17 protein-coding genes and 1 pseudogene are annotated in these 22,255 nt (G+C 73.5%); 7 read left to right on the top strand and 11 right to left on the bottom strand.

Translation table 11 applies throughout. The annotated features are described in order from the left end of the window. Positions 1 to 2: 2 nt before the first annotated feature. The gene (locus ITX44_RS10010) at positions 3 to 1,595 is read left to right on the top strand and encodes an NADH-quinone oxidoreductase subunit M (protein WP_205356708.1); all 1,593 of its coding nucleotides are present in this window, start codon (positions 3 to 5) and stop codon (positions 1,593 to 1,595) included. After that, the gene (gene nuoN / locus ITX44_RS10005) at positions 1,592 to 3,265 is read left to right on the top strand and encodes an NADH-quinone oxidoreductase subunit NuoN (RefSeq protein WP_372440866.1); all 1,674 of its coding nucleotides are present in this window, start codon (positions 1,592 to 1,594) and stop codon (positions 3,263 to 3,265) included. The genes ITX44_RS10010 and nuoN overlap by 4 nt, the downstream gene beginning before the upstream one ends. Before the next feature lie 118 nt (positions 3,266 to 3,383). Here nuoN and ITX44_RS10000 read toward each other — a convergent pair whose 3' ends face one another. The 6 genes from ITX44_RS10000 to ITX44_RS09975 form a co-directional block, all read right to left on the bottom strand. Continuing rightward, the gene (locus tag ITX44_RS10000; RefSeq protein ID WP_236060281.1) at positions 3,384 to 3,911 is read right to left on the bottom strand and encodes a Pycsar system effector family protein; all 528 of its coding nucleotides are present in this window, start codon (positions 3,909 to 3,911) and stop codon (positions 3,384 to 3,386) included. Further along, a complete protein-coding gene (locus ITX44_RS09995) occupies positions 3,895 to 5,172 on the bottom strand; it encodes a hypothetical protein (protein WP_205356707.1) in 1,278 nt (425 codons plus the stop codon). The genes ITX44_RS10000 and ITX44_RS09995 overlap by 17 nt, the downstream gene beginning before the upstream one ends. After that, positions 5,169 to 7,478, bottom strand: coding sequence for a hypothetical protein (locus ITX44_RS09990; protein WP_205356706.1), 2,310 nt, complete (start codon positions 7,476 to 7,478; stop codon positions 5,169 to 5,171). The genes ITX44_RS09995 and ITX44_RS09990 overlap by 4 nt, the downstream gene beginning before the upstream one ends. Beyond that, on the bottom strand, positions 7,475 to 8,296 hold the full coding sequence (locus ITX44_RS09985; RefSeq protein WP_205356705.1) for a nucleotidyl cyclase domain-containing protein: 822 nt from the start codon (positions 8,294 to 8,296) through the stop codon (positions 7,475 to 7,477). Before ITX44_RS09985 ends, ITX44_RS09990 begins: the two co-directional genes overlap by 4 nt. Before the next feature lie 347 nt (positions 8,297 to 8,643). After that, positions 8,644 to 9,339: a Crp/Fnr family transcriptional regulator gene (locus tag ITX44_RS09980; RefSeq protein WP_205356704.1), complete on the bottom strand. Its 696-nt coding sequence runs from the start codon at positions 9,337 to 9,339 to the stop codon at positions 8,644 to 8,646. 221 nt (positions 9,340 to 9,560) lie between these two features. Further along, positions 9,561 to 10,193 carry a TetR/AcrR family transcriptional regulator gene (locus ITX44_RS09975; protein WP_205356703.1) on the bottom strand — a complete coding sequence of 211 codons (633 nt, stop codon included), beginning with the start codon at positions 10,191 to 10,193 and terminating at the stop codon, positions 9,561 to 9,563. A gap of 215 nt (positions 10,194 to 10,408) precedes the next feature. Here ITX44_RS09975 and ITX44_RS09970 point away from each other — a divergent pair, with 215 nt between their 5' ends. Further along, positions 10,409 to 11,383 carry a quinone oxidoreductase family protein gene (locus ITX44_RS09970; RefSeq protein ID WP_205356702.1) on the top strand — a complete coding sequence of 325 codons (975 nt, stop codon included), beginning with the start codon at positions 10,409 to 10,411 and terminating at the stop codon, positions 11,381 to 11,383. An 83-nt stretch (positions 11,384 to 11,466) separates the two neighbouring features. On the opposite strand, the gene egtD is transcribed toward ITX44_RS09970, so the two are convergent. The 4 genes and pseudogenes from egtD to egtA form a co-directional block, all read right to left on the bottom strand. After that, positions 11,467 to 12,444, bottom strand: a complete 978-nt coding sequence (egtD, locus tag ITX44_RS40885) for an L-histidine N(alpha)-methyltransferase (RefSeq protein ID WP_236060362.1) — start codon at positions 12,442 to 12,444, stop codon at positions 11,467 to 11,469. 225 nt (positions 12,445 to 12,669) lie between these two features. Next, positions 12,670 to 13,284 (bottom strand): annotated as a pseudogene (locus ITX44_RS40880) (class II glutamine amidotransferase domain-containing protein); the annotation flags it as partial. Further along, complete coding sequence (gene egtB, locus ITX44_RS09960) at positions 13,284 to 14,723, bottom strand: ergothioneine biosynthesis protein EgtB (RefSeq protein ID WP_372440870.1); 1,440 nt, start codon at positions 14,721 to 14,723, stop codon at positions 13,284 to 13,286. The gene egtB and the pseudogene ITX44_RS40880, both read right to left, overlap by 1 nt. 104 nt (positions 14,724 to 14,827) lie before the next feature. After that, positions 14,828 to 16,189 carry an ergothioneine biosynthesis glutamate--cysteine ligase EgtA gene (gene egtA / locus ITX44_RS09955; RefSeq protein ID WP_205356699.1) on the bottom strand — a complete coding sequence of 454 codons (1,362 nt, stop codon included), beginning with the start codon at positions 16,187 to 16,189 and terminating at the stop codon, positions 14,828 to 14,830. 418 nt (positions 16,190 to 16,607) lie between these two features. Between egtA and ITX44_RS09950 the strand changes: the two genes are divergently transcribed. The 4 genes from ITX44_RS09950 (at position 16,608) to ITX44_RS09935 (ending at position 21,172) form a co-directional block, all read left to right on the top strand. After that, on the top strand, positions 16,608 to 17,627 hold the full coding sequence (locus ITX44_RS09950; RefSeq protein ID WP_205356698.1) for a polyprenyl synthetase family protein: 1,020 nt from the start codon (positions 16,608 to 16,610) through the stop codon (positions 17,625 to 17,627). Between the two features lie 254 nt (positions 17,628 to 17,881). After that, complete coding sequence (locus ITX44_RS09945; protein ID WP_205356697.1) at positions 17,882 to 19,120, top strand: LolA family protein; 1,239 nt, start codon at positions 17,882 to 17,884, stop codon at positions 19,118 to 19,120. Positions 19,121 to 19,269: 149 nt separating this feature from the next. Next, entirely contained in the window at positions 19,270 to 20,241 is a 972-nt protein-coding gene (locus ITX44_RS09940) for an ABC transporter ATP-binding protein (RefSeq protein ID WP_205356696.1), read from the top strand. After that, a complete protein-coding gene (locus ITX44_RS09935) occupies positions 20,228 to 21,172 on the top strand; it encodes an ABC transporter permease (protein ID WP_205356695.1) in 945 nt (314 codons plus the stop codon). The genes ITX44_RS09940 and ITX44_RS09935 overlap by 14 nt, the downstream gene beginning before the upstream one ends. Here the strand turns inward: ITX44_RS09935 and rarD are convergent. Then, on the bottom strand, positions 21,162 to 22,133 hold the full coding sequence (gene rarD, locus ITX44_RS09930; protein WP_205356694.1) for an EamA family transporter RarD: 972 nt from the start codon (positions 22,131 to 22,133) through the stop codon (positions 21,162 to 21,164). The genes ITX44_RS09935 and rarD overlap by 11 nt on opposite strands. Between the last annotated feature and the right edge of the window lie 122 nt (positions 22,134 to 22,255).

Below are 22,255 nucleotides of genomic sequence, written 5' to 3'. Positions count from 1 at the left end.
TCATGTCCTTTCCCCTCCTGACCACGACCGCCGTCGTGCCCGCGGCGGGCGCGATCATCACGGCGGCGGTGCCCGCGGCCCGCAGGACCACCGCCAAGTACACGGCGCTGCTGTTCTCGCTGGCCACGCTGGTGCTCGCCGCGGTCGCCATGATCCGCTTCGACCCGAGCGGACCGCGCTACCAGCTCACCGAGACCCACACCTGGGTGAAGAACTTCGGGCTGCACTACGACCTGGGTGTCGACGGCATCGCCGTCACCCTCATCACCCTGACCGCCCTGCTCATCCCGTTCGTCATGCTGGCCGGCTGGCACGACCCCGACCCGCTGGAGACGGCCGACAACCGGCGCTGGCGGCCCACCCAGGGCTTCTTCGCGCTGATCCTGCTGGTCGAGGCGATGGTGGTGATCGCCTTCGAGGCCACGGACGTCTTCCTCTTCTACATCTTCTTCGAAGCCATGCTGATCCCGATGTACTTCCTCATCGGCGGCTTCGGCGACCGCGCGCACGCGGCCGGGGAGGACGAGGGGGCGCGCCAGCGCTCGTACGCGGCAGTGAAGTTCCTGCTCTACAACCTGGTCGGCGGCCTGATCATGCTGGCCGCGGTGATCGGCCTGTACGCGGCCACCGCCAAGCAGCTCGGCACCGGCACCTTCTCCCTCCAGGAGATCCTGAACGCCCGCGCCGCCGGCCGGCTGCACCTGGCGACCTCCACCGAACGCTGGCTGTTCCTCGGCTTCTTCTTCGCCTTCGCGGTCAAGGCCCCGCTGTGGCCGCTGCACACCTGGCTGCCCAACGCCATGGGCGAGTCCACCGCGCCGGTCGCGGTCCTGATCACCGCCGTGGTGGACAAGGTCGGCACCTTCGCGATGCTGCGGTACTGCCTCCAGCTCTTCCCCGAGGCGTCCAAGTGGGCCACCCCGACGATCCTGGTCCTGTCGGTGATCAGCATCATCTACGGGGCGCTGCTCGCGGTCGGCCAGCGCGACATCAAGCGGCTGATCGCGTTCGCCTCGGTGTCCCACTTCGGCTTCATCATCCTGGGCATCTTCGCGATGACCAGCCAGGGCCAGAGTGGCGCCACGCTCTACATGGTCAACCACGGCATCTCCACCGCGGCGCTGATGCTGGTCGCCGGCTTCCTGATCACCCGCCGCGGCTCCCGGCTCATCGCGGACTTCGGCGGTGTGCAGAAGGTCGCCCCGGTGCTGGCCGGCACCTTCCTGATCGGCGGTCTGGCCACCCTGTCGCTGCCCGGACTCGCGCCCTTCGTCAGCGAGTTCCTGGTCCTGGTCGGCACCTTCAGCCGCTACCCGGCGTTCGGCATCGTCGCCACGCTCGGGATAGTACTGGCGGCGCTGTACGTCCTGGTGCTCTACCAGCGGACCATGACCGGCCCGGTCAAGGCCGGGATCGAGGGCATGTCCGACCTCAAGGTGCGGGAACTCGTGGTGGTGGCACCGCTGATCGCGCTGCTGCTGTTCCTCGGCGTCTACCCCAAGCCGGTGACGGACATCGTCAACCCGTCGGTCCGCCACACGCTCTCCGACGTGCACAAGACCGACCCCACGCCCGCGCTGGAGGCGAAGAAGTGAGCGCATCCGTCACTCGAGTCCAGGGCGCCCACGGCGCGGTCCACGGCCTGTGGGCACAGGCCGCGGCCGGCCCCGACCGGTTCCCCACGCCGCACATCGAATACGCCCAGCTCTCGCCGGTGCTGATCGTGTTCGGGGTGGCGTGCGTGGGCATCCTGGCCGAGGCATTCCTGCCGCGCCGCAACCGCTACACCGCGCAGGTGGTGCTGTCCGTGGTCGGGCTCGCCGCCGCCTTCGCGGCCGTGATCGCGCTGGCCGAGAAGGGCTACGGCACCACCAAGGCGCACATCGCCGCCATGGGCGCGGTCGCGGTGGACGGCCCCACGCTGTTCCTCCAGGGCACGATCCTGCTGGTGGCGGTGGTGGCCGTGCTCACCTTCGCCGAGCGCCGGCTCGACCCGATGGCGCACGGCCGGCACGTGGACTCCTTCGCCGCGCAGGGCTCCGCGGTGCCCGGCAGCGACCAGGAGAAGGCCGCGGTCCGGGCCGGCTTCACCTCCACCGAGGTCTTCCCGCTGCTGCTGTTCGCGGTCGGCGGCATGCTGATCTTCCCGGCCGCCAACGACCTGCTGACGCTCTTCGTGGCCCTCGAGGTCTTCTCGCTGCCGCTGTACATCCTGTGCGCGCTGGCCCGCCGCAACCGCCTGATGTCCCAGGAGGCCGCGGTCAAGTACTTCCTGCTGGGCGCCTTCTCCTCGGCCTTCCTGCTGTTCGGCATCGCCCTGCTCTACGGCTTCGCGGGCTCGGTCTCCTACGGCCAGATCTCCCGGGTCATCGACGGCACCGCCCCGATGACCCCGGCCCTGGCCAACACCACCGGCAACGACGCGCTGCTGCTGATCGGCCTGGCCATGGTCACCGTCGGCCTGCTCTTCAAGGTCGGCGCGGTGCCGTTCCACATGTGGACCCCCGACGTCTACCAGGGCGCGCCCACCCCGGTCACCGGCTTCATGGCCGCCGCCACCAAGGTCGCCGCCTTCGGCGCCCTGCTCCGGCTCCTCTACGTGGTGCTGCCCGGCCTGCGCTGGGACTGGCGGCCGGTGCTGTGGGGCGTGGCGATCGCCACCATGGTCATCGGCGCGGTCATCGCGGTCACCCAGACCGACGTCAAGCGCCTGCTGGCCTATTCCTCGGTCGCCCACGCCGGCTTCATCCTCGCCGGCGTCCTGGCCACCAGCCGGACCGGCGTCTCGTCGGTGCTCTTCTACCTGGCCGCGTACTCCTTCGTCACCCTCGGTGCCTTCGCGGTCGTCACCCTCGTCCGCGACGCCGGCGGCGAGGCCACCCACCTCTCCCGCTGGGCCGGCCTCGGCCGCCGCTCCCCGCTGGTGGCCGCCGTCTTCGCGGTCTTCCTCCTGGCCTTCGCCGGCATCCCCCTCACCTCGGGCTTCGCCGGAAAGTTCGCCGTCTTCAAGGCCGCGGCCCAGGGCGGCGCCATGCCCCTGGTCATCGTCGGCGTGATCTCCTCGGCGATCGCCGCCTTCTTCTACGTCCGCGTCATCGTCCTGATGTTCTTCTCCGAGCCCAAGGTCGACGGCCCCTCCGTCGCCGTCCCCAGCCCCCTCACCTCCACCGCCATCGCCATAGGCGTCGCCGTCACCCTCGTCCTGGGCCTGGCCCCCCAGTACTTCCTGGACCTGGCGGACAAGGCAGGGGTCTTTGTGAGGTGAGGTAGCGGGAGCACCTAACACAGAAGGGGCGCGGGGAACTGCGCGACCAGCCACAACGGATCTGCACTCGGCAATGCGCAGAACCTCCCGAGCTGGTTGCCGCAGAGTCCGCGCCCCTTCAGCTTGTCCCGAACCCGAGTCCGATCGCGGCGAGCGCCAGGCCGAGGGCGAGGCAGCACATACCCCACCGCATGCAGCGGAACTTCGTCGTGAGGATCCCGCTGATGTCCACGAACTGCGTCATGAGCCACCCCACGCGGTCCAGCCCGGCGGCGGCCACTTCGCGCAGGAGGTCGGCGGGGTCCAGCCCGGGCCGGGCGTCACCGAAGTAGGTGAGGCCCGGCCCGGGGCGCAGGGTGCGGGTACGCGGCAGGATCGCCCAGACGAGCAGGGCCGTGCCGGCGGCCCAGAAGGCGGCCGCGGGCCAGAGCAGGGGCGGCCAGGCCCGCAGCGCGCCCCCGCACGGCCACTGGCCGCCGAAGAGGAGCGCGGGGGCCGCCAGGGCCCCGGACAGCAGCACCGCGGCCTTCGTGTCCGCACGCGCCAGATCGTCGCGGACGACGGCCAGCAGCCGCTCCGCGACGTAAAGGGAGGCGTCCGGCACGGGCGCGTCCGGGCCGGCCTGAGGATCAGCCGCCCTGCCCATCCACGGTCGCTCCCTCCACCGTCGCGCCCGAACCGTTCGCCGTACCGGAACCATTGGCCGTACCCGGTGCGGCGTCCTGCACGGCCGCCACCTTCGCCGCCGCCTCGCCCAGCGCGCTCAGGTCCAGCGGCGGCAGCTCGGCCGTCTGCGCGGCGGGCGGCGTCGGCGGGACCGGCGGCATCGGCGGCAGGTCGGCGGGCACGGCCGTCATCGGGACCGTGGGCGCCACCGGAGCGGCCGGCGGGATGTCGGACGCCGGAATCACCGGCGGAGCCGGCGGCACGGAGGCGGCCGGGGCGACCGGCGGTACGGGCAGCGCGGTGGCCGGCTGGGTGAGGCCGGGGAAGGCGGTGCCGCCCACCGAACGCGCGTAGTCGATGAGCATCTGCACCTGGCCCTCGACCTGATGGCGCTGGACGACGCCCTGGTCGATGAGGCGGGTCAGGTACTCCAGGGCGCCCTGCCGCTGCTCCTTGGCCTGCGCCTGGAGCGCGCCGAGGATGTCGGCCGCGCGGCCGGGGTCGGCGGCGAGCAGGTGGGCGTAGTGCTGCGCCTCCCCGGCCTCGATGAGCTGGCGGGCCGCGGGCAGGTTGGCCTGGACCCGGGCCTGCGCGGCCTGGTCCAGCGCGGACTGCACGGTCGCGTTGTAGCCGACCTGCGTCAGCGCCTGGTTGTGGTCGGCGGCGGCCCGGCCGAGGTCGATCCGGACGAACACCTGGGTGGTCAGGCCGATCTCGGCGCCGAAGTCGTCCCAGTGGCCGCCGGCCAGTTCGGCCTGGATCGCCTCGTCGGCGTGCTGCGCGCCGTCCAGCCGGTGCCTGCGGGTGATCATCCGCAGCCGGGCCAGCAGCGGCGGCCGCAGCATCTGCTCCACGTCCACCACCCGCTTCTCCGCGGTCAGGTGGAAGTCCTTGACCTCCCAGTTGACGTCCACCGCGCACAGGAAGTTCGCCTGGTCGCCGAGGGTCGGCAGCTCCATCTCGAAGGACACCTGGTGCCGCCCGCGGGCGATGTGGCACACCGAGCCCGGACCGCCGAACACCGGCTTGTTGACGTTCTGCCGGCCGCGCACCGTGATGATGCTGTAGCCGCCGTTCTTGTAGAAGACCACCGAGGCGATCTGCGCCCCGTGGTGCTTGTACGAGGACTGCGGCACGAACTCCCGCAGGAACGGCCCCCGCAGGTGCAGCGGCAGTTCCACCTCCTGGTTCTGCGGTGCTCTGCCGCCCGGCCCCTGCGCCTGCCAGTTGTTGTGCGTCATCGAATCCCCACTTCCGTGACCGCCTGCCGCAGCCGGCGGGTCTGCTCCTGGCCCACGGGATCGTCGGGATCCTCGGCCAGCTCCTTGATCAGTGACAGCAGTCGCTGCCGGTCGTCGGCGGTCAGTGCCAGCAGCGGCAGGAACCGCAGCAGTTCGCCCTCCCACGGGGTGCCGCGGCAGGTGCGCAGCCATTCGGCGACCGCGTCCAGCGCGGCCTCGTACGAGCGGCTGGTGTTCAGGGCCGTCCAGATCAGCCCGGCGATCTCGGGGGCGCGCTCCGGGTGGACGGCGGCCAGGGCGAGCGGCAGCGGCCACTTCTCCCGCCCGGCCAGTTCGGGCGCCGGGTTCCACAGCTGCTCGACCAGGAACTCGGCCAGCAGCACGGTGGTGACCAGCCCCAGGTCCTGGTGGTGCCGGCGGTTGTCGCCCAGCCAGGTGCGGATCCGGGCCAGCGGCTCGCGCCCCGGGCCGGCCCCCGCCAGGTGCACCACGCTCTCCCCGGCGACCACCCGCAGCCGGCCCTCCTCCCAGGTGCCGATCCGGCCCAGCCGGCCCAGCGCCTCGGCGACGCCCGCGGTGGCGGTGCCGCGGCTGAGCACGGCTGCCGCCGTCCAGCGCTGGTTGACGTCCGCGGACTCGCCCCAGGAGGTGACCAGGGTCCGCAGGGCCGTCCCGACCTGCGCGTCGGTCAGTACGCTCTCCAGCGCGGTGGCCACGAACAGCCCGCGCCGGGCCTGTTCGGCCTCGGCCATCGGGATCAGCAGGTCGCTGAGGGTGTGCGCGCAGTCGTGCCGGCACAGCTCGCCGGCCACCACGGCGGCCCTGGTCCACACGTCCTCGCGGCGGTCCTGGCACAGCGAGTCCAGCCAGCGCAGCACCGGGGCGCGCATGTTGTGGTGGTGCTCCCACAGGTGGGCCAGCAGCGCGGGCGCCAGCCGCTCGCCGCGGAACCGTACCGTCCGTACCGGGATGTCCTGCCCGGCGACCACCGGCTGCGGCCGGGTCTCCACGACGGCGCGGGCCGAGGCGAGCCGGGCCTCCAGGCCGTCGCTGAGCAGCGGCCGGCCGGTGACGCGTTCCGGCTCGATGGTCACCGCCAGTTCCCAGGCGAGCTGTTCGGCGGCCTCGGCGACGATGCTGAAGGAGCTGCCGCCGAAGACCGCGAGTGCGATCCGGTACGCGGCGTCGCGCAGTGCCGGCAGCGACTCGGCCCGCGCGCCGCCGGCGAACCACTGCCGTACCTGGTCCACCGCGAAGCCCTGGCACCGCGCGACCAGCCGGTCCTCGGTCAGCTCGCCGGTGACGTGCCGGGCCAGCAGGCGGGCCAGCAGCGCGGCCTCGGCGGGCAGCAGGCCGTCCAGGCCCAGCGCGGCCCTGATCCGCGGCCGGGCGGCGACCAGCAGCGCCTCCTGCCGGCGCTCGGGCGGCTCCTTGTCGAGCTCGGCGGCCAGGTGCGCGTCGCGGACGGCGTCGGGGTCGGCCGGCTCGTGCGCCCGGTGGTAGCGGCCGCGGCCCGAGCCGGGGTCGCCCGGGTCGGGTACGGCCAGCAGCACCGCGTAGGCGTCGCGTTCGCCGAGCAGCTTGCACAGCCGGTCCAGGTGGAGTTCCTCGGGCAGCCGGCCGCCGTCGGGCTCCAGGGCGTAGCCGTGGCCGGTCTCGACGGCGCCGCTGTCGGCGCCGAGCGCGGTCAGGTCCGAGCCGGGGTCGAGCCGGGCGACCTTGCCGTGGCTGACGTCGTCGAGCAGCGACAGCGCGGTGTGCATGCGGCCGGTGCCGGGCTGGCCGGACAGGACCAGCAGCCGGTCGGCGGCCAGCCGGCGCTTGAACTCGTCGTAGCCGGGCGGCTTGGTGAACCGGCGGCGCAGCCGGCGCAGTTCCTCGTCCGGCACCGGCCCGGCCAGCAGGGTCTGCACCGCGCCGCCGAGCTGGAAGTTGACCGAGCCGATCGAGCCGCCGATGTACGTGCTCGCGTCGTGCAGCGAGAAGGCCGCCCGGGACTCGCGGGCGATCCGGGTGGCGGCGACGGTGGCCCCGGCCCGGCCCTCCTTCCCCGAGGAGTCGGCGTCGGCGGCACCGAACAGGCCCTCCTCCGCGGCCGGCCGCGCGGGCTCCTCGGCCCCGCCGCCCGGCTTCGGGCCGGGCTTTCCGCCGGGGCCGGGGGCCTGCGCGCCGCCGGCGCCCGCGCCGCCCTGGCCGGCGTTCGGCGCGGGTCCGGCCCCGCCGCCGGGCGCCGCGCCTCCTCTGGCCGCCGCCCCGGCGCCCGCGCCCGGCGCGCCGCCGCCCTGTGCCCCGCCCTCGCCGCTCATCGCTCACCGCCCCGGTGGTCGAAGGTGATGTCGCCGAATTGGCCCTGGAGGATCGATCCCGAGCCGTCGTGCGTGACCGGCCCGAAGTGGAAGTGGTCCCCGCCGCTGTTCCCGTCACCGGTCTGACCCTCACCGGTCCGGCCCTCACGCGTCTGGCCTGCACCGGTGGGGGCCCGCCGCTCCCCGGCCCCCGCTTGCGCGTCCGCCTCCCCGACGGCGGGCGCGTCCCCCTCCCCGGGGAGCGGCGGTGTCTGCCGTCCCGGCACCATGAACCAGGGCCGGTACGGGCCTTCCGGCAGCTCGGTCGTGTACTGCCGGTAGTGGTCGGGCTCGATCCACCGGCCGCCGGGCGCGATCACGTCCTGGTAGAGCCCGTCGGTGACCGCGATCAGCAGCGGCGCGCCCTCGGCGGCGGCCAGCACCCGCTTGGCCTCGGCGCAGTTGCCGATCCGGCAGGCCAGGTCCACCGCGGCGCCGGAGAAGCCGTGCCCGTCGGGCGTCACCGGCCCGACCGCCAGTCCCACCCGCAGCCGCAGCGGCCGGGCGGCCCCGGCGTTGGCGGCGCGCAGGTTCTGGTGCAGGTGCTCCACCCACTCCCCGGCGACCCGCTCGGTGCGCCGCGGCTCGACCACCGCGAGGATGCCGTCGCCGCGGTCCTCCTGGAACAGCACCTCCTCCGCGAGCCCGGCCCGCTCGAAGGCGCCCTCGGCCACCTCGTAGATCCGGTTGCGCAGCGCGGGCCGCTGGGGGTCGGGCACCGCGCCCGACCCCTGTGTGTCCAGGCTGATGATGAATCCGTATCCGGCCTCGCCCTGCATGGTGTGCCCTCGCCTCTCCCCGCTGTCCTGCCGGTCGTACGTGCTCTGCTGTGCCGTGCCGTACGTGGTGCGTCGGTGCCGTGGCCGTACTCGGCCGGTGCGCGGCCCGGTGGTACGTACGAGCCGTGCGCGCGCGGGGGTTGCGGGGCCCGCGTGCCCCGGGTGCGCCGGTGTGCGGTCGCTGCGCCTGCCCGGTGGCCGGTTCGGCGCGGGGCCCGTCTCGCGGGCCGGGGGCGGGACCGGCCGCCCCTCCTCGGTCGGCCCCGCCGTATGCGACTGTCCTCCTGGTGCGGCGGCTGCGCTGTAGCCGTTTACACAACGATGGCTGACGTGCCGTCAGAAAGATGTCAGGGGCCGCCGGCGGCCTCCTCCTCGCCGCCGAGCAGCCGCAGCGGGGCGATGTCGGCGACCACCAGGGAGCCGGGGCCGGTGCGGACCAGGCCTTCCTCGCGCAGCAGCCGCAGGGCCTTGGCGACCGCCTCGCGGGTGGCGCCGACCGCGGCTGCGATCTCGCTCTGCGACAGCGGCAGCCGGATCGCGACCGAGTCGCCCTCCGGCCGGCCGGTGCGGTCGGCCAGTTCCACCAGGCAGGCGGCCAGCCGTTCCAGCACGGTGGTGGAGGCCAGCGCCCGGCGCTCGTCGTCGGCGCTGCGCAGCCGCTCGGTGAGCTGGGCCATCACCAGGCCGGTGACGTAGGGCCGGGCGGCCATGAAACCGCGGAACCGCGGGGCGGGCACGATCAGCGCGTCGACCGGGCCCAGCGCGCTCACCGTGGCGCTGCGCGGCCGGTGGTCGAGGGCGGCCATCTCGCCGATCAGCTCGCCCTGCTGGCGCAGCGCAAGGATCAGTTCGCCGCGGTCGGTGGACCGCCGCACCGCGCACCAGCCGGACAGCAGCACCACCACGAAACTGGTCCGCTCGCCCTCGTCGACCAGGTGCTCGCGTGCCTCGTACGACCGCGTGGCGCCCAGCGCGCGCAGCGCCGTGCGGTCGGCGGTGCTCAGCCTGTCCAGGAAGGCCTGGCGTTCCCCGAATAACCCCATCCGTTTCTCCACCCGGCTGCGAAGGGCGGCCAGATTACCCCTGGCGCACTGCGTACTTCACGCGAATCCGCCGGGTTGAAACGTCTGTACTCAAAGCGTTGCAAGGGGCGACTGGACGGGTGGAAAGGGGTGCACGGGGCGCAGATGATCAAGACGGGCGTACGCCGGGCGCGCGCCCCCGGCTCACTCGCCTGCATGTGCACGGCACCCGCGGCCCGCTCTCACTCGCTCCCGGGGGCGTCCAGCAGCGCGGCCGCGGACCGGCGCAGGGCGCGGGCGAGCCGGTCGGCCTCGCCCGCGTCCAGGAGATCGAGCACGGCGGGGCTGTGGAAGGCGGCGATGATCAGATAGGCGTGCAGATCGGCGTCCAGTTCCGGGTTCGCCTCGGCCAGCAGGCCGGCGATGTGGCCGTGCCAGAAGGAGTAGACCGACCCGGGGGAGCGGTCGGCGTGGGCGTCCTGGGAGCCGTGCCGGTCGCCGCCCTGCCGCTCGGTGCTCTCGGCGTGGCCGAGCGCGGCCATCAGCCGCTTGTTGCGGCCGAGTACCGCGGCCACGGCGTCGAGGAAGGCCAGCAGCCGGTCCCGGGGCGGCGCGCCGGGACCGAGCGGCGGCGGGCCGTCGGTGACCTGCTCGTGCAGTGCCAGCACGCGTTGCAGCATCAGTTCGCGCATCAGGCCGGTCCGGCTGCCGAACCGGTGGAAGACCGTGCCCTTGCCGACCCCGGCGGCCGCCGCGACCCGCTCCATCGAGATCTCCTCGGGCCGGTGCTCGGCCAGCAGTTCCTCGGTGGCCCGCAGGATCGCCTGCCTGTTGCGGGCCGCGTCGGCGCGTTCCTGGCGTGCTGCTGGCGGCATGACGGCTCCCTGCGCTCCCTTTGATGCCTGGACAACTGGACCGGCGGTCCAGTACGGTCGGGCCGACGACAGAAGTGGACCCATGGTCCACTTCGGATCATCGGCTCCGGCCGCCCGCCGCGCCCTTTCCCGAGGCCGGCCCGGTGGCCCCGGCTTTTCCGGAGCCCAGTCTCCCAGTCTGCCGATCCGCGCATCTCCCCGAGGAGCAGCCCATCATGCGACGCGTGCGCTACTACGAGTACGGCGGTCCCGACGTCCTCACCGTGGAGGAGGCGGACGTCCCCACCCCCGGACCGGGCGAGGTGCTGATCCGTACCGAGGCCGTCGGCGCCAACTACGTGGACGTCATGTTCCGCGCCGGCACCTCGCCCGCGCCCTTCACCCGCCCGCTGCCCGGCAAGCTCACCGGCGACGTGGTCGGCACCGTCGAGGCGGTGGGGGAGGGCGCCGACCCGGCCCTGGCCGGACGCCGGGTCGCGGCGCTGGTCGCCGAGGACGGGCTCGCCGACCACGTGATCGCCGAGGCCGCGTGGGCCAGTACGGTTCCCGACGGCCTGGACGCGGCCGCCGCCACGATCCTGCCGCTGGCCGGACCGGTGGCGCTGGGCGCCCTGCGGGTGGGCCGGCTCGCCGCGGGCGAGACCGTCCTGGTCCACGCGGCCAGCGGCAGCATCGGTCACCTCGCTCTCCAGCTCGCTCGCGAGCTGGGCGCGGGCACCGTGATCGCCTCGGTCAGCTCCGCCGAACGCTTCGGCTTCGTCAAGGAGTACGGCGCCGACGTGGCGGTCGACAACAGCCGCCCGGACTGGGCCGACCAGGTCCGCGCCGCGGCACCCGGCGGGGTCGACGTCGTCCTGGACTCGCTCGGTGGCGACGTGATGCGCGCGAGCATCGACCTGCTGGCGCCCTACGGCCGGGCCGTCGTCTTCGGCGCGGCCACCGGCGACCTGGGCGCCGTCCCGGTCACCGCCCTGTTCCCGCTCCGGCAGGCGGTCGGCTTCTCCCTGCTCGCCCTGCGCCGGTCCGACCCGGACACCGCCCGCGCGAACATGGCCGAGATCGCCCGGCTGACCGCCGCCGGCACCCTGCGCGCCGCCGTCCACGCCCGCCTGCCGCTGGACTCGGCCGTCGAGGCGCACCGCATCCTGGACAGCCGCGCCCATCGGGGCCGCGTCGTCCTGCTGCCGTGACGTGTGTGCCGTGACGTGTGTGAAGGGGCCGGGCCCCGTAGCCCGCAGTGCGCCGGGGCCCGGCTGTCTTCAGGGTGACGCGGTCAGTTGGGGACCGCCAGCAGCAGGGCGAAACGCCCGGCCGAATCCGTCCACCAATGGCGGACGGTGAAGCCGCCTTCCTTCAGTTCCGCGGTGAGCGACTCGCGGCGGAACTTGCTGGAGATCTCGGTGCGCAGGTCCTCGCCCTCGGCGAAGTCCACCGACAGGTCCACGTCGGGGATCTTCACGGTCTGGGCGCGGCGGGCGCGCAGCCGCATCTCGATCCGTTCCTCCTCGGTGTTCCACAGGGCGACGTGGTCGAAGCCCTCCGGGTCGAAATTCGCGCCGAGTTCGCGGTTGATCACGTGCAGCACGTTCTTGTTGAACTCCGCCGTGACCCCGGCCGCGTCGTCGTAGGCGCGGACCAGGACTTCCGGGTCCTTGACCAGGTCCGCGCCGAGCAGCAGCACGTCGTCGCTGGTCAGCGCCAGCGACAGGGTGCGGTAGAAGGCGCGGCGCTGCTCCGGGTCGAAGTTGCCGATGGTGCTGCCCAGGAAGGCCAGCATCCGCGGCCCCGGCTCGTCCGAGAGCGCCAGCCCGTGCTCGAAGTCGGCCACGGTCGCGGTGACGTCCAGCCCGGGGTAGTCGCGGCAGATCGCCTCGCCCGCCTCGGACAGCGCCGCGCCGGAGACGTCCAGCGGCGCGTACCGCCGCAGGGTGCCGCCCGCGGTGAGCGCGTCCAGCAGCAGCCGGGTCTTGCGGGAGGAGCCCGAGCCCAGCTCGATCAGGGTCGCGGCCCGGGTCAGGGCGGCGATCTCCGCCGCCCGGCGGGTCAGGATCTCCTGCTCGGCCCGCGTCGGGTAGTACTCGGACAGTCTGGTGATCTGTTCGAACAGGTCGCTGCCGCGCTTGTCGTAGAACCACTTGGGCGGCAGGGTACGCGGCGGTGTGCGCAGGCCCGCGCGCACGTCCTCGTGCAGGGCCCGGGTGAGGTAGTCCGCCGGGAGGCGGTCGTCCAGGGTGAAGCGGCTCTCGGTCATGGGGTGCGGTTCCTTGCGGTCCGTGCCGCGCTCGGGGCGCAGCGGGATGATCCGGACGCCGTACTCGGTGGCCACCAGCAGCGAGCGGTCGGGCACCTCCTGCCAGGGGCCGGGGGCGTCGTCGGGCTCGGAGGCGACCACCACGTGGCCGGGTCCGGTGCGGTACCAGAGCGTGTCCCCGAACGCGCTGGCGGTGATGGTGCGGCCGTCGGTGAGCAGGAAGTTCAGCCGGGCGCCGGGCCGGTGCGCGGCGACCTGCCGGATCACCGCGGCCATCGCCGCGGACGGTGCCTCGCCGCGCCGCAGCCGGGCCGCGAGCATCGCCCACAGCAGCGCGGAGTCCGAACGGGACTCCATGGCCAGCATCTGCTGCGCGGTGAGGTCCCCGACCGGCAGCCGGGTCCAGTCGGCGACGGCCCCGTTGTGGCTGAACAGCCAGCGGCCGTCCCGGAAGGGGGCGGCCGCCGACTCGTCCTGCGTGGTCCCCTCGGTCGCCGACCGCACCGCCGCCAGCACCGCGCCGCTGCGCACGGCCCGGGCCAGCTCGGTGAAGTTGGCGTCCGCCCAGATCGGCACGGCCCGGCGGTAGCGGGCGGGGAAGGGGAAGCCGGCGTCGTCCCCGGCGGCCCCTTCGCCCCGTCCCTCGGCGTGTCCCCGAGAACCTTCCGGTCCCTCCGGAAGCTCCACCGGGTACCAGCCGACCCCGAAGCCGTCCGCGTTGACCGTCCCGTGTCGCTGCCTGGCCGGCCGCCAGGACTGCTCGTACAGGCTGTGCGGCGGCTCGGTCAGCAGCCGGGCCAGCGGCACCGGCGGGCCGACGTACGCGAGGTGACGGCACATCAGCGAGCGTCACCGTCCTCGCCGGGGGCGGCGGAGCGGGCGGTGCGGAAGCCGGCGAAGATCTGCCGGCGGATCGGGTAGTCCCAGTTCCGGAAGGTGCCGCGGCAGGCCACCGGGTCCACCCCGAAGGCGCCGCCGCGCAGCACCTTGTACTCCGGGCCGAAGAACACCTCCGAGTACTCCTTGTAGGGGAAGGCGGTGAAGCCCGGGTAGGGGTCGAAGTCCGAGGACGTCCACTCCCACACGTCGCCGATCAGCTGGCGGGCGCCGCTGGGGGCGGCGCCGGCCGGATAGCTGCCGGCCGGGGCCGGCCGCAGGTGGCGCTGGCCGAGGTTGGCGTGCTCCGGGCCCGGGTCGGCGTCGCCCCACGGGTAGCGCCGGGAGCGGCCGGTGGCCGGATCGTGCCGGGCGGCCTTCTCCCACTCCGCCTCGGTCGGCAGCCGCCGGCCGGCCCACCGGGCGTAGGCGTCGGCCTCGTACCAGCACACGTGCAGCACCGGCTCGTCGGCCGGCACCGGCTCCACGTGCCCGAACCGGCGGCGGGTCCATCCGGCCCCGTCGCGCGACCAGAACAGCGGGGCCACCAGCCCCGCGTCCTGGACGTGCCGCCAGCCCTGCGGCGTCCACCACTGCGGGTCCCGGTAGCCGCCCGCGGCGATGAACTCCTGGTAGGCGGCGTTGGTGACCGGCACGGTGTCCAGCCAGAAGGTGGGGACGTCCACGCTGTGCTGCGGGCGCTCGTTGTCCAGTGCCCACGGCTCGTCCGAGGTGCCCATGACGAACGGGCCGCCGGGTACGAGCACCTCGCGGGGCAGCGTCGCCGCGTCGGCCGGCGCGGGGGGCGGGGCGGGCGCGTCCAGCACGGGCGCGCCCAGGCGGAGCTGGTGGGTGGCGAGCATGGTCTCGTCGTGCTGCTGCTCGTGCTGGGCCAGCATGCCGAAGACGAACGCCCCGGCGAGCAGGGGCTCGGGCCCCGCCGGGTCGGTGTCGGCGGCCGCCAGCACCTCCAGTGTCTGTTCGCGGACCGCCGCCACGTACTCCCGTGCCTGGGCCGGGCCGAGCAGCGGGAGCGCGGGGCGGTCGGCTCGCGGGTGCTGGAACGCGTCGTACAGGTGGTCCAGATCGGGCCGCAGTCCCGGCCGCCCGCCCGCCTCGCGGACCAGCCAGAGCTCCTCCTGGTTGGCGATGTGCGCCAGGTCCCAGACCAGCGGCGACATCAGCCTGGAGTGCTGGGCGATCAGGTCCTCCTCGGTGACCGCGTCGGTCAGGTACGCGGTGCGCCGCCGGGCGGTCTCCAGCGCGGCCAGCGCCCGCGCGCTGGCCGCCGGCAGGCCGGCGGCCGCCGGGGAGGAGGGCCCGGCGAAGGGCGAGACGGACCCGGGGACCTCACTCGGAGCGGAGGCCGCGGCCGACGGTGAGGTGGTTTCAGAAGTGCTGATTGCGGCAGAAGTTGCGGAAGGTGCAGAAGATGCGGGTGAGGCGCCGTTTCCGGCCGTGCTGTCGGTAGCTCTGTGCGGGTTTGTCACGACATGCCTTCCACAGGTCAGGCGCGGCTGAGCGCGTCCAGGTGGTCGTCGGCGGGACATCGGCCCCGTTCCGGATAGCGCTCGGCGAAGTCGGAGACCGCCTGCCGCAGGGCGGCGGGAGTGCCGTTGCGCGTCATTGCGCTGTCGGCGGCGGCGAAGAGGGCGCGGGCGGCCTTGGCCAGGTCCGGATCGGCCAGGCCGGTCCGGGCGGCGCGGCGCCACACGTCGTCGGACGGCACGGGTTCGCCGTCCGGGCACAGCGATTCGGTGGCCGCCCATGCCGCGTCGGCGGCGATCGGGTCGTCCAGCACGGTCGCCGTCAGTACGGTCGGGACGATCCAGCCGTCGCCGTCCTGGGCATCGGTCATCCGCAGTTCCAGCCAGCCGCGCGGGCGCACCGGCGGGAACAGGGTGCTCAGGTGATAGTCCAGGTCGTCGGCGGTGGGCGCCCGCAGTCCCGGCACCCCGCGCAGCCAGTCGCGGAAGGTCAGGCCCGGTGGCGCGGTCCAGTCCGGGACGGGGCCGCCGGCGCCCGGCGTACGGCCGCCCGGTGGCCCGGAACCGTTGCCGCCGGGGGACGGTCCGCCGAGGATGCCCGTGGCGGGCTCCTCGGGGGTGCGGATGCACAGCACCTGCGCGTCCAGCGCGTACTGCGTCCACGCGGTGCGCGGTTCGGCGTGGTGGCGGGGATGGCGGGTGCGGCCGGGATCCATCCGGCCCCAGGTGGCCTGACGGGTGGACAGCCAGCCGGTGGCCCGGCCGGAGGCGACCGGCGAGTTGGCGAAGGCGGCCACGAGGACCGGGCCGATGCGGTGGGCCAGTGCCCAGCGGGACCGGTAGCCGGTGATGCCCGGGCCGTCGTCGCCGCTGTCCAGGTTGATCTGGAGGGACGCGGTGCGCCGCATCATCAGCCGGCCCCAGGGGCCTTCGCGGTCGAAGAACAGCTCCATCGCCCGGTAGCGGGGATGTTCCAGTACCCGGGGCGGCTCCCGGTACGGATCGACGCCGCGGCCGAGCAGGACGAGCCCGGCCTCGCCGAGGGTCTGCCGCAGTACCGCCAGATCGGCGGTCATCGCCTCGACGCAGGCGGCGAGGGTGGCGGCGGGTGGGGAGCTGAGTTCCACCTGGCCGCCCGGCTCACGAGTGAGCCTGCTGCCCCTGGGCAGTGCGCCCGGGGCCTCGACCGGGGCGAGTGCCTCGTCCAGCCGGTCGGCGGATATCAGATCATGGGGACCGGAGCGGTCCAGGACCAGCCACTCCAGTTCCACACCGGTGCGTGCGGGTGGTCCGGTCTTGAAACAGACGCCATGGATGCGGGCCTCCGCTTCGTCCTCGGTGAGCTTCCCGAGATTCTCGACGTCTCCGAGGTCGGCTGTCATCCTCCACCTCCTCTCCTTCGGTGCGGGGGATTTCCCCGGAAGGGCTTACCCCCCAAGCGAGGACATGTCACCTGTTGCCGTAGCGAGTTTACGGACTACCCCACCCGGAGGGTCTTACGCATCTGTGAACGTTCCACCCGACACTTCTCGGTCAAACATTCGAAACCGGCGTGTCATCCCTTCGGGGTGGAAATAAGCGGCAAAACCGGTAATCGGGATTATAGGGTCAATGATCGGCTACGGCCTGGTGTAAGGCGATGCCCCGGCGGTGATCCACAGCCGACCGGCTACGCTGCCCGTGTAGGCACGTTTAGGCAAGAGCCGTCGGAAGGCCCGTTGCCCAGAAGATGCCCACCACGTCGGAAGCAGCGCGACCCAGCGACCCGCCAGTGCCAGATCAGCGACAGGAGATCCCCTCGTGACCGTCGTCGGGCCCTTCGGGCTGAGCGTGTGGGACGAGACCCTCGACGCCGACATCCAGGCCGGCCTCCAGGCCGTCGAGGAGGGCTTGCTGGAGGCCACCAAGAGCGACGTGCCGTTCATCACGGACGTGGCCCGGCACCTGCTCCAGGCCGGCGGCAAGCGGTTCCGGCCGCTGCTGGTGCTGCTCGGCGCGCAGTTCGGCGATCCGCACGCGCCCGGCGTGGTGCCCTCCGCGGTGGTGGTCGAACTGACCCATCTGGCCACGCTCTACCACGACGACGTGATGGACGAGGCGGACGTCCGGCGCGGGGTGCCCAGCGCCAACGCCCGCTGGCGCAACTCGGTCGCCGTCCTCACCGGCGACTTCCTGTTCTCCCGCGCCTCCCACATCCTCGCCGACCTCGGCCCGGAGGCGGTCCGGGTGCAGGCCGAGTCCTTCGAACGCCTGGTCACCGGTCAGATCATGGAGACGGTCGGCCCGCGCGACGGCCGCGACGCCATCGACCACTACCTGGAAGTGCTGGCCGGCAAGACCAGCTCGCTCATGGCGGTCTCCGGCCGGTTCGGCGCCATGATGTCCGGCGCCGACGAATCGGTGGTCAGCGTCCTGACCCAGTACGGCGAGCGGATCGGCATCGCCTTCCAACTCGCCGACGACGTCCTGGACATCGCCAGCGACAGCCACGAGTCCGGCAAGACCCCCGGCACCGACCTGCGCGAGGGCGTCCCCACCCTGCCCGTGCTGTACGTGCGCCGCTGGCACGCCCAGGGCCGCGGCGCCGACTCGCCGGACGAGCGCCGGCTGGTCCAACTCCTGGACGGCGACCTCGCCGACGACGCCCGGCACGCCGAGGCGCTGGAACTCCTGCGCGCCCACCCGGCCCTGGAACAGGCCCGCCGCGACACCGTGCGGTACGCCGACGAGGCCCGCGCCGCGCTGTCCCCGCTGCCCGACATCCCGGCCAAGCGGGCCCTGGCCGGGCTGTGCGACGCGGTGGTGCACCGCACCGGCTGACGGCCGCGCCCGTCGTACCGATGAGGGAGCCCCTGATCCCGCGGGAGCGAACCCGTAGGGGTCGTCATCCCCCGGGTGTAGCCGAGGTTGCACCGCCAAGCTGATGTGCCGTCGCGGCCGATTTGGTCAGATGGTGACACCACTTGACGGCGGACCGGGTGACAATGGCCTGGGAAGTGGACGAGTGCGAGGGACGGGCCGCGGTCGGTGCCGTCCCCGGGCGAACCGCCGCTGACGACGGAGGTAGAGACGCAATGGCACCGATCCAACCGGCACAGTACGACCCGCAGTGGGACGACGGCGGGGGAGAGGGACGCAGCCGCGGCCGCAAGGTCGCCCGGTTCGCCGTGCCGGTCGCGGTGGCCGGAGTGGCGGCGGCGACCATCGGCCTGGTCCCGGCACTCGCGGACGCCGGCGACCCGTCGCTGCCCTCGCTGACCGCGGAGCAGCTCCTCACCAAAATCGCCGCTTCCCATGTCCAGACGGTGAGCGGCTCGGTGAAGGTCACCACCGACCTGGGCCTGCCCTCGGCACTGTCCAGCGGTGCCGCGAGCAGCCTGTTCGGCGGAGGCGCGGGGGCCTCCGCGAAGGCGCCCGGCACCGGCGCCGGCTCGCCGGCCGCGCCGCAGACGCAGCTCACCCAGCTGCTGGCCGGCACCCACACCCTGCACGTGGCCGCCGACGGCCCGGACCGGCAGAAGGTCTCGGTCATCGAGCCCGCCGCCGAGTACAGCATCGTCCACAACGGCACGCAGGTGTGGGCGTACGACAGCGCGTCGAACCAGGCGTACCACCAGACCCTGCCCCAGCGGCAGTCCGGCGCCACCGCGCACAGCGACCCGCAGGACCTGCCCGCCACTCCGCAGGACGCGGCCAAGCAGGTCATCAAGGCCGCCGACGGCACCGCCTCGTTCACCGTGGACGGCACCGCCCGGGTGGCCGGCCACAGCGCGTACGAACTGCTGATCCGCCCGGAGCACGCCCCCGACACCACGGTCGGCGCGATCCGGATCGCGGTGGACGCGAAGACCGGGGTGCCGCTCAAGCTCACCGTCGACCCGCGCGGCGGCGGCAAGGCGGTCTTCGACATCGGCTACACCAAGGTGAGCTTCGCCAAGCCGGCCGCGAGCACCTTCGACTTCACCCCCGGCAAGGGCGTGAAGGTCACCGAGGGCACCGACCAGGCGCCGAAGAACACCCCGGACCGCGCCGGCACGCAGCCCGACGTCCTCGGCTCCGGCTGGGACGCCATCGCGGTCGTGAAGTCCGCCGACGGCCTGCCCACCGGCAAGCAGCGCAACGACAGCGGGCGCGCCGACTCGCTGCTGAACAGCTTCGGCAAGCAGGTCAGCGGCTCCTTCGGCACCGGCACCCTCTTCCACACCCGGCTGGTCAACGCGCTGCTGACGGACAACGGCACGCTGTACGTCGGCGCGGTCAGCGAGTCCGCGCTCACCGGCGCCGCCGACGCGGCGCACACCGCCGGCAAGTAGGCTCGGCAGTCACCCGGCGGCCCCGCCCGGCCCGTACGCAGGCGGGTCCGCCGGAGTCGGCCCTGCCCGGCCGCAGCCGCGTCACGGCGTCATAGGCGTGGTCGTCGTGGTCGGCGTCACCAGTCCCACCAGCGTCATCAGGGAGCGTCATGGGAGAGCCGGACACCGGGGCTGCCCGGCCGGCGGACGAGGCGGTCATCGAGACCCGCGGGCTCGCCAAGCAGTACCGCGGCACGCTCGCCGTGGACGGGATCGACCTGCGGGTGCCGCGCGGCAGTGTGTTCGGCTTCCTGGGCCCCAACGGCTCGGGGAAGACGACGACGATCCGCATGCTGATGGGACTGATCGAGCCGACCGCGGGCAGCGCCCGGGTGCTGGGCCGCCCCATGCCGCGCTCATCCCGGACCGTCCTGCCCAGGGTCGGCGCCCTCATCGAGGGCCCGGCGCTCTACGGCTTCCTGTCCGGCCGGGACAACCTGCTGCGGTACGACGCAGCCGACCCCACCGCCGACCCGCGCACCCGGTCGGCCCGGGTGGCCGCCGCCCTGGACCGGGTGGGGCTGACCGCGGCGGCCGCCAAGAAGGCGAAGGCGTACTCCCTGGGCATGAAGCAGCGGCTCGGCCTGGCCTCGGCCCTGCTCCAGCCGCGCGAACTGCTGGTCCTGGACGAGCCGACGAACGGCCTGGACCCGCAGGGCATGCGCGAGATCCGGTCCCTGGTCCGGGAACTGGCCGCGGACGGCACCACCGTCTTCCTGTCCTCCCACCTGCTGGACGAGATCGAGCAGGTGTGCACGCACGCCGCGGTGATGGCCCGCGGCCGGCTGATCACCCAGGGTCCGGTCGCCGACCTGTCGGCCGGCGCCCGCGGCCGCCTCGCGGTCACCACCCCCGACCCGGCCGAGGCCACCCGCGTGCTCGCCGCGCACGGCGTGTCCGAACTGACGGCCGTCGGCCCCAAGGTCACCGGCGAGCTCCCCGCGGACCCGCCCGACCTCGCCGACCTGAATGCGGCCCTTGTCGCCGCGGGCGTCCGCGTCCGCGCCTTCGGCCTCGAACGCGCCACCCTGGAGGACGCGTTCGTCGCCCTGACCGGAGAGGGCTTCGATGTCGCGGGCTGAGACGACGGCGACCGGGCCGGACGACCGGGAGCAGGACCGTACCGAGGCGGCGGCGGACACCGCGGCGCCGGCCGTCCGCGCACCGAAGGCGGTGTGGTCGCTCGGGCTGTTCCGCTCGGAGCTGATCACCGTCTTCCGGCGGTGGCGGACCCTCGCGCTGCTGGCGGTGCTGGCCGGGGTGCCGCTGCTGGTCGGGATCGCGGTACGGATCGAGACCGGCAACGGCGGCTCGCTCGGCGGCGGGCGCGACAACGGCAACGGGCCCGCGTTCATCGAGCAGGTCAGCAACAACGGCCTGTTCCTGACCTTCGCCTCGCTCGCCGCCACCCTGCCGTTCTTCCTGCCGATGGCGATCGGCGTGGTGGCCGGCGACTCGGTGGCCGGCGAGGCCAGCGCCGGCACCCTGCGCTATCTGCTGGTCGCGCCGGCCGGCCGGACCCGGCTGCTGCTCGTCAAATACGGCTCGGTGCTGACCTTCTGCCTGGCCGCCACCCTCGTGGTGACCGCCTCCGCGCTGGCCACCGGCTTCGCCCTGTTCCCGGTCGGCGAGGTCACCCTGCTGTCCGGCACCGACATCTCCCTGTCCGAGGGCCTGCTGCGGGCGCTGCTGATCGCCGTGCTGGTGGCCGCCTCACTGGTCGGCATCGCGGCGCTCGGCCTGTTCGTGTCCACCCTCACCGACAGCGGCATCAGCGCCATGGCCGCCACGGTGGGCCTGCTGATCACCGTGCAGATCGTGGACAACATCCCGCAGCTGCACGCCTTCCAGCCCTACCTCTTCCCGCACTACTGGCTGAGCTTCGCCGACATCCTGCGCGACCCGGTCGGCTGGGACGGCATCGCCAAGAACCTGGGCCTCCAGGCCCTGTACGCGGCGGTGTTCGGCTCGGCCGCCTGGGCGCGGTTCACCTCGCGGGACGTCACGGCCTGACGGCGCCGGTAGGTTCCTGTTCCTCACCCGCCGGAGAAGCGGTGCGGGCCCGGTCCAGGGCCGCGCGGCCGCGCCGGGCCGTGCGCAGGGCGTCCCAGGTGAGCAGGACCAGCGCGGACCACACCAGCAGGAAGCCCGCCCACCGCTCGGCCGGCATGTGCTCGTGGAAGTGCAGCACCCCGATGAGGAACTGGAAGACCGGCGCGAGGTACTGCATCAGCCCGATCGTGGACAGCGGCAGCCGGGTCGCGGACATCCCGAAGAAGATCAGCGGCACCGCGGTGACCAGCCCGCAGGCGACCAGCAGGGTCGCGTGCCCGCCCCCGTGATGGGTGAACGTGGCCTTCCCCCGCGCGCTCAGCGCCAGCAGGAAGCCGAGCGCGGGCAGGAACTGCACACAGGTCTCGGCGGCCAGCGACTCCAGCCCGCCCATCCCCACCTGCTTCTTCACCAGCCCGTACGTCCCGAAGGAGAAGGCCAGGCCGAGCGCGATCCACGGCAGCCGCCCGTACCCGACGGCCAGCACCACCACCGCGAGCCCCCCGATGCCGACCGCCGCCCACTGCGCGGGCCGCAGCCGCTCGTGCAGCACCAGCACCCCCAGCGCGATCGTCACCAGCGGGTTGATGAAGTAGCCGAGCGAGGTCTCCACCACATGCCCGGTGTTGACGCCCCATATGTACAGGCCCCAGTTCACCGACACGACCGCCGCCGCCAGGGCCACCAGTGCCATCTTCCGCGGCTGCCGCAGCAGCTCCCCGATCCACGCCCGCCGCCGCAGCGCCACCAGCACCACGGCCACCACCGCCAGCGACCACACCATCCGGTGCGCCAGGATCTCCATCGCCCCGGCCGGCTTCAACAGCGGCCAGTACAACGGGAAGAGCCCCCACAACCCGTACGCCGCGAACCCGTACGCCAGCCCCAGCCGCTTCTCCCCCACGCCCTTCTCCTCCCTCATCACCGAGCCGCCCCGAACGTATCGGCTACGGGCCCCACCTGTCATGGGTGTTTGCCACAACACTCATGACACGGAAGAAGGGCGCGCCCGGACTACCCAGGGGCGCGATGGGAAGTGCGGCC

Source organism: Actinacidiphila acididurans (assembly GCF_016918855.1).
In the GTDB taxonomy this organism is placed as follows: domain Bacteria; phylum Actinomycetota; class Actinomycetes; order Streptomycetales; family Streptomycetaceae; genus Actinacidiphila; species Actinacidiphila acididurans.
This window is presented reverse-complemented; position numbering and strand designations above follow the sequence as displayed.